This window comes from Arthrobacter sp. NPDC057009, from assembly GCF_042673905.1.
Lineage (GTDB): Bacteria > Actinomycetota > Actinomycetes > Actinomycetales > Micrococcaceae > Arthrobacter.
Genome location: NZ_JBHUSB010000018.1, coordinates 1 through 10,350, shown reverse-complemented (window position 1 = coordinate 10,350; position 10,350 = coordinate 1). Strand labels below are relative to the sequence as shown.

General features: G+C 66.1%; 12 protein-coding genes. 5 read left to right on the top strand and 7 right to left on the bottom strand.

Annotated elements, in window-relative coordinates; all coding sequences use genetic code 11:
• Window positions 1–122: 122 nt before the first annotated feature.
• Together ACFTR6_RS17110 and purN are read right to left on the bottom strand one after the other, a co-directional pair.
• Window positions 123–1,064 carry a hypothetical protein gene (locus tag ACFTR6_RS17110; RefSeq protein WP_377958747.1) on the bottom strand — a complete coding sequence of 314 codons (942 nt, stop codon included), beginning with the start codon at window positions 1,062–1,064 and terminating at the stop codon, window positions 123–125.
• A 146-nt stretch (window positions 1,065–1,210) separates the two neighbouring features.
• Entirely contained in the window at window positions 1,211–1,798 is a 588-nt protein-coding gene (purN, locus tag ACFTR6_RS17105; RefSeq protein ID WP_377958746.1) for a phosphoribosylglycinamide formyltransferase, read from the bottom strand.
• 39 nt (window positions 1,799–1,837) lie between these two features.
• Here purN and ACFTR6_RS17100 point away from each other — a divergent pair, with 39 nt between their 5' ends.
• The gene (locus ACFTR6_RS17100) at window positions 1,838–2,281 is read left to right on the top strand and encodes a hypothetical protein (RefSeq protein ID WP_076798454.1); all 444 of its coding nucleotides are present in this window, start codon (window positions 1,838–1,840) and stop codon (window positions 2,279–2,281) included.
• 31 nt (window positions 2,282–2,312) lie between these two features.
• On the opposite strand, the gene ACFTR6_RS17095 is transcribed toward ACFTR6_RS17100, so the two are convergent.
• Window positions 2,313–3,632: a DUF6350 family protein gene (locus tag ACFTR6_RS17095; protein WP_076798455.1), complete on the bottom strand. Its 1,320-nt coding sequence runs from the start codon at window positions 3,630–3,632 to the stop codon at window positions 2,313–2,315.
• A gap of 174 nt (window positions 3,633–3,806) precedes the next feature.
• Between ACFTR6_RS17095 and ACFTR6_RS17090 the strand changes: the two genes are divergently transcribed.
• A complete protein-coding gene (locus ACFTR6_RS17090; RefSeq protein WP_377958744.1) occupies window positions 3,807–4,268 on the top strand; it encodes a DUF4383 domain-containing protein in 462 nt (153 codons plus the stop codon).
• 192 nt (window positions 4,269–4,460) lie between these two features.
• Here ACFTR6_RS17090 and ACFTR6_RS17085 read toward each other — a convergent pair whose 3' ends face one another.
• Both ACFTR6_RS17085 and ACFTR6_RS17080 read right to left on the bottom strand, forming a co-directional pair.
• Window positions 4,461–5,252: a ZIP family metal transporter gene (locus ACFTR6_RS17085; protein WP_076798457.1), complete on the bottom strand. Its 792-nt coding sequence runs from the start codon at window positions 5,250–5,252 to the stop codon at window positions 4,461–4,463.
• A 48-nt stretch (window positions 5,253–5,300) separates the two neighbouring features.
• Window positions 5,301–5,480: a hypothetical protein gene (locus tag ACFTR6_RS17080; RefSeq protein WP_377958743.1), complete on the bottom strand. Its 180-nt coding sequence runs from the start codon at window positions 5,478–5,480 to the stop codon at window positions 5,301–5,303.
• Between the two features lie 129 nt (window positions 5,481–5,609).
• On the opposite strand from ACFTR6_RS17080, the gene ACFTR6_RS17075 reads away from it, so the two are divergent.
• Window positions 5,610–6,737, top strand: a complete 1,128-nt coding sequence (locus ACFTR6_RS17075; RefSeq protein WP_377958742.1) for a hypothetical protein — start codon at window positions 5,610–5,612, stop codon at window positions 6,735–6,737.
• 400 nt (window positions 6,738–7,137) lie between these two features.
• Here the strand turns inward: ACFTR6_RS17075 and ACFTR6_RS17070 are convergent, their stop codons facing one another.
• Window positions 7,138–7,854, bottom strand: a complete 717-nt coding sequence (locus tag ACFTR6_RS17070) for a MarR family winged helix-turn-helix transcriptional regulator (RefSeq protein ID WP_377958741.1) — start codon at window positions 7,852–7,854, stop codon at window positions 7,138–7,140.
• A gap of 103 nt (window positions 7,855–7,957) precedes the next feature.
• Window positions 7,958–8,830, bottom strand: a complete 873-nt coding sequence (locus ACFTR6_RS17065; protein WP_377958740.1) for a YsnF/AvaK domain-containing protein — start codon at window positions 8,828–8,830, stop codon at window positions 7,958–7,960.
• Between the two features lie 397 nt (window positions 8,831–9,227).
• On the opposite strand from ACFTR6_RS17065, the gene ACFTR6_RS17060 reads away from it, so the two are divergent.
• Window positions 9,228–10,214, top strand: a complete 987-nt coding sequence (locus ACFTR6_RS17060) for a hypothetical protein (RefSeq protein WP_377958739.1) — start codon at window positions 9,228–9,230, stop codon at window positions 10,212–10,214.
• Window positions 10,211–10,350: phage holin family protein (locus tag ACFTR6_RS17055; protein ID WP_377958796.1), on the top strand; the 140-nt coding region annotated here is incomplete at its 3' end. The genes ACFTR6_RS17060 and ACFTR6_RS17055, both read left to right, overlap by 4 nt.

Sequence of the window (10,350 nt, the reverse complement as noted above, 5' to 3'; positions counted from 1 at the left end):
CGGGGGCCACAACCTCGCGGGGTTAATCAAATTTTCCTTAAACCCCGCCCTCTAACTCTTAACCCCCCCGTTGGCGGTTTTTTTTTTTTGTTTTGAGCCGTCAAAACGACAACAACTGCGAGCTACTTGGGTACCCACCCCCTGCTAAGCAGCGCGTCGCGGACTTTGGCGACCGCGGACAGCGCGTAATGCTGCATGTGGCGCTTTGAGATCCTGACCGGCAGCCAGCCGGCACGACTATAGTCCTCTTCTCGGGCGATATCCCGGACGATCTGGCCAGGCTCGGAGTGGCCTTCCCCCTCGTATTCGACGGCAACTTTGTATTCCGGATAGCCGAGATCGGGTTCGCGTACGACGCCGGGACGGAGTTCAGTAGGCACGTTCAGTTCCGGTTCCGGCAGGCCGGCCTGCTCCAGTGCCAGCCGCAGGCGCGTCTCGGGTGCCGAGTCCGCACCGACGCGTGCCATCTCGAGTGCAATTCTGGCCTTCCGGATGCCGGGGGTGCCTTTGTGCCGATCCAGCATGTCGGCCAATTGCTCACGGGTGGCGTAAGGCTCCCTTCTGACTTCGAACTCCGGCCGAGGATTTCGCACCAGATGGTCAGCCACCACGGTCAGCTCCTCGACGCTCATCCTGCGAGCGATATCCAGCCACGTCCGGACCCTGCTGGTCACCAGCAGGCCGCCAACAGAGACGATTTCGTCGTCGAAGAACTGACCCACGTGGCCGAACACCCCCGTGCGGCGGGGAATGGCCATCCTGTCCGGGCGGGAGATGTGAATCCGTGGATCCTCTGTGCCGGCGAGGAAACCCGGAAACTGCCAGAAAGTGAACGCTGTGGCGTGGGACGCAGCCGAGAACTCGGTCACCCTCGTGAAGGGCCGGACCAGCTCCGGCAGTCCTGGCCCTGGGAGGCGTTCATACTTGGGCACCCTGATGCCGCGGCTGGGTGAGGACAGCGCTCCGTGCCGCAGCCGCCGCAGGCTGACACCTGCGTCGGCCGCTTCCTGGCAAGTGAAGGGCGTCAGCGCAAGCGGCTCGGGAAGCGGTTGAGGAGTCTTCACCGGACCATGGTCCCAAACCCATAACCTGCTGCGGGCGTTATCCACAGGGCAACGCCCCGCCAACCCAACTAGCTCGCAGTTGTTGTCGTTTTGAGGGCTCAAAACGACATTAAATGCGAGTTAGTTGGGTGGGGAGGAAGGGTCGGTTACTTGGGGGCCCGGGCGGCGGCGTACTCGGCGGCCAGCGACGCCAGGGTGGACACCAGCAGCCGCCGCTCCACCACCTTGATCCGCTCGTGCAGGGTTTCCTCGGTGTCGCCGTCCTCGATGGCCACGGCCTCCTGCGCGATGATGGGGCCGGTGTCCACCCCGGCGTCGGCCCAGTGCACGGTGCAGCCGGTGACCTTCACGCCGTAGGCCATGGCGTCGCGGACACCGTGGGCACCGGGGAAGGACGGCAGCAGGGCGGGGTGCGTGTTGAGGTATTTTCCGTCGAAGGCATCGATGAACTCGGGGCTCACGATCCGCATGAAGCCCGAGGACACCACCACGTCCGGCTGGTACGCGGCAACGGCCTCTGTCAGCGCGGCATTCCACTTTGCGCGGTCGGGGTAGGCCTTGAAGTCCACCACGAACGTGTCGATCCCGGCTGCGGCAGAGCGCTCCACACCGTAGGTTCCCGGGCGGTCCGCGCCCACTGCGGCGATTTCGACATCCAGGTCCCCGGCCTGAACGGCGTCGATGACGGCCTGGAGGTTTGAACCGGTTCCGGAGACGAGGACTACTATGCGCATTGCTCAAGCTTAGGCGGCTGCTCGCGTAGGCTGGAAAACATGAACCCCACACCCGGCCCCCAGGGGCGGCAGCGGACCGCGCGTCCGCTCAGCGAGGAGGCCAAAGCCTCGCTCCAGAAGACGCACAACCTGTTCCGCATGTTCATCGTGGCGGTGCTGGGCGCCTTCTTCGTGTTCCAGCTGGACATCGCCTACCTGTGGCTCACCGCCATCCTGACCGCGGCGGGGATCGTGCTGGGGATCATCGTGCTCATCCGGGCCATCCGGTTCAAGGAATCCAAGCTGGTCCTGTTCGGCACGATTTCCGGCCTGGTGGTGGCCGCCGTCATGGTTCTCCTGGTCCTGACCTCGGCCCTGTTCTTCAACCAGGTGCGCGACTTCCAGCAGTGCTCCCGCCAGGCGCTGACCAGCAAGGCAAGCACGGAGTGCCGGGTCCAGCTGGAGAACTCGCTGCCCCGTCCGCTTCAGCAGCCCGCCCGCTGACAGCGGCAAGGGCCCGGCGAGGTCCGCGGGGCTAGTTGCTGCTCGGGGCAGTCCCCAGCTCGGCATCCCGCAGTTGCCGGCGTTCCAGCCATGGTCCCGCCGCGTACCCAATGACGACGCCGATGCCCACTTCCGCGGCCAGCCAGACTGCCGTCCACAAGGGGTCCGGGCCGATGTCCGTGAGCCGGCCGATGCCGGCCGAGCCACGCGCCAGCCAGGCGAGGGCGGCAGCCAGCACGCCTGCAGCGGTCCCGACGATCAGCGCCAGGAACAGCGTGGACGCCGCGGCGGTCAGCCAGCGGACGTGAAGCTTGATGGACAGCCATTCATCGAAGTGGTTTTCGCCTTCGCGCAGGAACCACCAGCCGGCCAGGACCCCGGCGAGCACGGGAACCACCAGCGCCACGAAGCCGAAATCAAGCGGGCCGGCAGGAATCGCGGCAAAAACAGGGATGCTTGGAAGCGGCCCCACTGCCGTCCCCAGCGGACCCACATGCGACCCGGCGCCGAGCGCAAACCCGGAGCCGCTCAGCCACGCGAGCGCGAAGACGGCGAGGTTGGGCAGGAAGCCGAGCTGCGCAATGGTGAGGGCCGCGCCCCCGACGGGCCCGGCGTCGACCGCTTCATAGACCGCCACCACCAGGTTCCAGTGGATGAAAAGGTCCGCCGCCAGCAGCGCCGACGAGATGGCGAGCGCCGCGATAACCGCCACGAAACCGGCCTTGGCCGCGGAGGCCAGATACGAACCCGCCCACCGCGAATGCTGGCTGGTGCGCGCAATCCAGTCCACGGCGTCGACGCCGATCAGCCGGCTCCATGAACCGGCCTCGCGCCGGGCGCCGATCACCATCCCGAGGCCGAAGGGAACCAGCGGGAAAAGACCTGCCCACCACAGGAAGACCCCAACGTCCTCGGTCCGGCAGATAAAGCCGGTGGCGATGCCAAAACCCGCATAGACCAGCCACGAACCCAGCAGCGCCTGCCACAGCTGGTCAGTGTAGGAGGCCCGGGCCAGGCGTCTGCCCGCGCGCCAGGCCAGCAGGAACGGGATGAGGGTCAGGCCCAGTGGAAGCAGCCACAGCGTGCCGGCCTCGGGCCTCGCTGCGGCGCCTTCCCCCACGGTGGTGAGGTACAGCGGCACCCCGTGAATGACCAGCCAGGCCTGGCCGGCGAGCCGGGCCAGGACATCGAGGCCAGCGCTTCCGAAACCGGAGGTGGCCCACACCGCAACGATAGGCACGACGACGAGCAATGCCGAGATGAAGGCCGCCTGCGCGGACTCAAGGCCGCCCTGCAGCCACAAGGGCATGGGCAGCCCACGGTCTCCGGTCTGGTCAGCACGCAGTTTCATCGCCTCCATCGTGCCACGCGGCGCCCCGCCGACCCGTCTTCGACAGGCTCAACAGGGCCGGAAACTCGAACGGTCCTGCACCCGCTCCGGTATACGGCACGTTCGGCGGCGAGCGCTTTTTCGGAAGGCCGGACGTAAAATTAGCTTGTCCGCATTCAGTGGTTGGAGGCAGAAATGACTACCGCATCCCCACATGCGCACGGCGTCCACTTTGGCAGGACTGACGTCCAGAACGCCGGCATGGGTGTAGGTATTGTCTTGATGGTGGTCGGTGTTCTGGGATTCATCCCGGGGATCACCGCACGGTACGGCGAACTGATGTTCCTTGGCCCCAATTCGCACGCCATGTTCCTCGGCCTGTTCCAGGTGTCCATGCTGCTCAACATCGTGCAGCTGGTCATTGGCGCGACCGGCTGGGCCATGTCACGCAGCGAGATGGGTGCGCGGAGGTTCCTTCTGGGCGCCGGTGCGCTGTACGTCGTCCTTAGCATCTACGGGCTCAGTGTCGGAGTGGATTCGGCGGCCAACTTCCTGTCGCTGAACATGCTGGACAACTGGACGCACATGGTGCTGGGCGTGCTGATGATTGCCTGTGGCTGGATGTTCTCACGGCATCCGGTCGAGGACAGGAAATAGCCCGGAACGCGAACGCCGGGAACTAGGAGCCGCGAATGAATAGATATCTAATCTGAGTATTCGTACTACCGGTTGGTGCAGGCGGCCACGCAAAGTCATGGGCGTCTGCACCAACTTTTTGTGCGGACAGTGCCCGTTCGCCGGCGCTCCGGGGTTGGCCCTGGGCCACGGACCTACGCCAGGGACAGCAACCTACGCCAGGGATAGCACGAAGGAGAGCACAAACCCGGCCGCCGTGCTGAGCGCCACGGCCGGACCGCCGTGTTCATAGGCCTCCGGCATCAGGGTGTCCGCGAGGGAGGCGATGACCGCCCCGGCTGCGAAGGCAAGCGGCAGCGAGATGGTCTCCGGGCTCGTGCCGGACAGCGGACCTGCGCCAAGGACCACTGCCGCGACCAGCAACACTGCGCAGACGGCCCACAGTCCCATGACCGACCCGGCGGAACGGCCCTGGCTGCGCATCGACGAGGCACCCACCAGCGCCTCGGGCAAGTTGGACACGAAGATCGCGGCCAGGAGTGCCAGGCCCCCGGTTCCCTCCCCCAGGGAAACACCCAGGGCAATGTTTTCAGGCACGCCATCCAGCGTCACAGCTGCCAGCAGCGCCATTCCGGCGGCACCCCGGGTGGAGGCTGCTGTGGGGGCCTTCTCGACGGCGGCAGCATCCGTATCCAGCTTGGCGCTGCCCCGGTACTCATCGGCGGGCACCGACCTGGATCCGGGCTGCGCCCACCGGTCCAGCAGCGCGCTCAAGGCGGTGAAGACCACCGCACCGACCAGCAGGCCGAGCGCGGCACGCACAATCCCGCCGCGCTGATAGGCGTCCTCAAACAGCTCGAACGCCAGGGCGGTGATCAGCGCGCCGGCGGCAAACGACAGCAGGATTGCCAGCAGCCGTTTTGGCAGCTCAAAACGGACACCAATTAGCGCACCTATAACAAGTGCACTAGAAGCCACCGCGCCGAACAGGAGGGAGGTTCCCATGGCGCAAGTATAGGAAGGCGCGGCCGGGATGGAATAGCCTTCCCTGCACTAGAAACGGATCCGGGCATACGGCTCACTGGGCAGGTTGCCGGCAGTCCACGGCTTTTCTGACGGTTCGCTCCGGCCTTCGCCGCGGCCGTCGCGCAGGACGGCCCGCACCGTTGCCACTATGGCGACGACGGCGATTGCGGCCAGCAGCACAAGGACGACGACGATCGATCCAGACATCCTCTGAGCACCTTCTGCTTCAATTTTATTGCGATTGAAGGCGCCCGCTCTCAGGCGAATATTTTTCCTCTGGACGGAACCGCATGACGGGCATATTCTGGTCTCCCATTGCGCTGGGGGGTGATTTCAATGGGCAACAGCTTGCGCCTTCTCAAGGCTGCCCTTGTGCGTGCCCTCCTGGTGCCCGTTGTCCTCGCGTTGGCCTGGATTATTTGGGGCGCAGCATCCGCCGGTGCAGTATCCGGGGACACCGGTTCGGCCAGCCCGCTGGACCCCGGTTCCTTAAGTACCAACTCCCTAACTACCGGTTCGCTCAGTAGCGGTTCGTTGGACACAGCCCCTGTGGCTGCCATCGCTACATCCGCAGTGCCTGCTCCGCTGGCTTCCCCAGTCTCCGAGGTGGCTCCGGTCGCCACGCTGCTGCCGGCAATTCCCGAACTGCCGGCGGTAGCCAGCGTCCCGGCTGCTGTCACCAAGCCGGTGTCGCCTGTCGCCGGCATCGTGGCGGACACCGCCGGCACCGTGGTCAACCGGGCGCCGAAGGCGGTTTCCGCAGTGACCAGGACTGTCACCGCAACGGCTGCTCCCGTCCTCAACAAGACGGACAGCCTCATATCGGCGGCCCAGAACGTCATCGCGTCCGTGCCGCCGCTGCCCATCGCGCCTGCGGTGCCTGTTCCGGCGGCCCCGGCGCCCTCATTGCCGGTTCCGTCGGTGTCCGTCCCGCGGGTGCCTGTTCCTTCAGTAACTGTTCCTTCTGTGCCGGCGCAGGAACAACCAGCGGATCCCGCACCGGACGTCATGCGGACGGCGCCGCACCGCGGCGCGATGGGCAACCAGCCAAATCTTGCCGTGCCGTCACATGACGTTCCGCCCTCGGCGGTGAGGCCGGCGTCGAATGCTGCAGACAGGGCCGCGCCGGCTGCGGGCGCAGCCCTGCCTGTCGACGGATCCGGCCTTTCGCTGGCTGAACTCCGGATGACGACGCCTGAACGGCGGGAGCCGGCTGCCGCCAGCCCTGCCACCCGCAATCTGCACGTCCATGAATGGCCCGGAGCGGGCCTGCTCCATCCCTTCGCCGTAAGTGAGGGAACGTCGGGGAGCTCCTCCCCAGGCTTCGAAGGCTCGGGCGCCCAGGCCGCCGATGTGGCCGGCGGATGGGACCGTGACCTTATGCATGCCGGCGCCCGGGTCTTCGACGCCGGCCTGTACCTTCCCGCCAGCCCAGCCTTTGATCCGGGGTGCTCCCCCGACTGAACAGGTCACCCCTGCCCACCTTCCGGGCAGAAACGACCACCTGCGCAGCCCTGCGCATGGACCACCAGTTCAGTCAGGAGAATATGTCATGTCTACGCACGCCCCGCTGTCTGCCGCCCACCGCCCATCCCGTCTGCAGTCCGCAACCGGCGAGGGCCGGATCGGAAACTGGCCGGACCCAATGCGCGGCCGGATTGGAAACTGGCCGGATCCGATGTCCGGTCTCATCGGCAACTGGCCGGATCCGATGCGACGGCATTGCTAGGGATATCCAGGCGAAGCTACAGTGCCATCTGGTCGAAGCTACGGTGCCATCCGGCCGCGTGACCGGGGCGGATGGCAAGGGAAAGTGCCGCCGCGCGGTGGCGCGGCGGCACTTATCCCTGCTCAATCACCCCGCCTATACGGGGGCGGAGTCGCCCTTCCCGTGCGGCTTCGGTATGACACCGGCCCGGTCCTGCGGCGCCGGCATGGCGTCCTGCGCTGCATTCTCTTCTGCGGCGACGGGTGCCTGCAAGGCGGGTTCCGCAGATGTATCTGTGCCGGAGCCCTGCTGAATACCTTCGAGTGGCGCTCCTTCAGAGGGCACGCCCGCTACGGCAGGGCCCCCTTCCATAGCGCCCCCATCCACGTTCTCCCCCGCACCCGGCTCGCCTCCGGCGGATGTATCCTGAGGCTTGGTCGAGCCGGCTTTAGCGCGGCCGGGAAAGTAGCTGATGACCCGTGCCAGCTCCCTGCCCAGGACGGTTCCTCCGACGACATCAGGGGGCAATGCCTCCTGCTCGGCTTTCCGGGCCGCCTCCAGTGCCTGGCGCCCCGCTTCCGTTATGGAAACCTCGTTGTGCCGCCTGTCCAGCGAACTGGACTCACGAACCACAAGACCTGCCGCCTCGAGCCGCGACAGCACCCGGCCTATTGACTGGCTGCGGACTTTGATGTCAGAGGCCAGCTGTTCCTGGTTCAGCGGGCCGTCGAGGAGGCCCTGCAGTGCGATGACCGCGGCGTGGGTGAGCCCGAGTTCGGCCAGGGCCTGGTCCTGCCTGCGCTGGACAAGCCTGGCGGCCATGGACAGCAGCTGGTGAGGGCCCCACTGGTCTGCGTCAGGATTCGGGACCATCGGTTTAGACCTTCTTTCCCCTTTGAGCCCGTGCTGGCACCATGGCCAGCCCCAAATGCCGGCAACGCCGGGGCCGGATAACCCGGCCCCGGCGTTAGGCATACTAACGTCGGGTGTCCTCGACGCCGTCGGTCTCAATGCGCTCCTTGCGGACTTGTTCATCCACTGTCACCTCATCGGTGACGGTTTCCGTGTCCAGCTTGACCCGCTCAACGGGCACGGCCTCCTTGTCCACCACGGGGCGTTCCTCGTGGAGCACCACTTCGTGTTCGGCCTCGCTGATGTCCGGGCCGTTGAGCGCTTCGCCCCGGTTTCCTTCGGTGATCGGTTCGCGTTCCAGCCGAACTTCCTCGCGCTGCACAGGAACCGTCTGGGTGACGTTCTCGGTCACCACGTATTTGCGCAGGCGCGCCCGGCCGGCAGCCTGCCTTTCCGTGCCGACGTTCAGGCGTTCCTCCGAACGCGTCATGGCGTCATCGTCGCCCAGCCCTGCCGTGCCACGGCCGGCCCTGTCATCCGCCGCGCTGTAGGTTCCGCCGCTGCCTGCGGCCGCGAACCCCGCGTCCCGGTCAGTGGCTGTACGGCTGGCAGCGGACTGCTCCGTTGTCCGGCGGGAGTCAGCGCTGTGCCCGTTCGCAGCCTCGGAGTAGGTCACGTTGCCGTTTAGCTGGTAGTGCTCGTAAAGGCGGTCTTCTTCTGCCGGGTCCAGGTGGCCGTCGGCGTCCACGCGCGGAGCGTCCTTTACCTGGTTCTTGCTGTACGGGACAACGATGTCGTCTCCTTCGAGCCGCGCCCCTTCCAGGGGAATGAAGGACTCCGAGGTCCCGAAAAGGCCCGTCCGTGCCGTCACCCATGTGGGCTGCCCGTTGGCATCATCCGCATAAACCTGCCCGAAGGAGCCGATCTTGTCTCCGTCTGCGGAGACGATGTTTCCGTTCTTGTTGAGCAGGTCGTCGATGTGTTCCTTGGTCAGCATGCTGTCTCCTTGGAGTTTGACTTCATGTTCACATTTGGCTGTTCACGCTGAGGCCGACGACGGCGCTGCCGCCCGACTGGTAGGTGTTGCCCACCGTGGCCGGCTGTTGTGCCGTCGTGGCCGAGGCCGATGCTCGAACCTCGCATCTATACCCTAAGCATGCTTACTATCAGATTGGCAAGCCTACTTAGCTTTTTTCTTCGGACCGGCCACGGCGGACCGGGGACCGCACTGCGCATTCGGGCGATTTTTCCGGCCGGAAACCTGACGAATACGGGCAACAGTACGAAAAGAATGACAAGGGTACTTACTATTTATTAGTAAACATGCTTACCATTGCATGCCAGCACTGCTGGTTCTGAACAGCCGCTGACCCTTTCGGAAAGAGAGAGCGAAGATGACAGAGAATCAATGGCCGCAGGATGAAAGCCTTACGACTCCCCCGGCCACGCAGAACTCGGCTTACAACGCGGGCACCACCGGCTACGGCACAACGGGCGCGGACAGTGCCGGCTACGGCACGGGCGGCTCCGCCACGGCCTACCAGGACGATGCTTCCAAGAAGGATGTGGCCAGGCACGAGGCCGCGAACGTCGCAGGCGAGGCCAAGGGCGCAGCCAAGAATGTCGCCGAGACGGCCAAGTCCGAGGCGAAGAACGTCGCCTACGAGGCCAAGAACAGCGCCCGTGACCTGCTGCACCAGGCGAAGTCGGACCTGACCAGCCAGGCCGGCACCCAGCAGACGAAGGCCGCCGAAGGCATCCGTACCATCTCCTCGCAGCTGCGCACCATGGCCGACGCACCGGACCAGCAGGGCGTGGCCTCGGACCTGATCCGGCAGGCCGCCGACCGCTCCGAATCCGTCGCCTCCTGGCTGGACAACCGGGACCCGGGCTCGCTCCTGGATGAGGTCAAGTCCTTCGCCCGCCAGCGCCCCGGCACCTTCCTGCTCCTCGCAGCAGGCGCGGGCCTGCTCGCCGGACGCCTGGGCCGCAGCCTGCAGGCCGGCGCCCCCGAAACCACAACCCGGGCTGGAGCCGCCGGAACCGTTCCGCCCTACCCTGTTCAGCCGCCGGCAACGGAAAGTACCCTGGACGCCGGCGCGGGCGCGCCGCTCTATGACCGCGCGGAACTGGGCGAACCCGCCTACACCCAGCCGGCTTACGGCGAACCCGCCACCGGGCAGCCGGCCTACGGTGAACCGGCAGTCGGGCAGCCGGGGTACGGAGAGCCAGGGATCGGCGAGCCTGGGTACGGAGAGCCCACGCGCCGCGGCACCACAGGTCCGGCCTCAACGCAGTCACTGCCGGGAAACTCTGCTTCCGGCGTTCCGCTGCGGGATGTGGATGACCCGTACACCGAGGGTGGAGGTCGTCCCCTGTGAGCAGCCAGATACCCGATACACCGCCAACGGCCGCGCACGCCAAGGCCGACACCACGTCCCTGGGCGACCTCCTCGGTGAGGTCACCCGGGACCTGTCCACCCTGATCCGGCAGGAAATCGAACTCGCCAAAGCCGA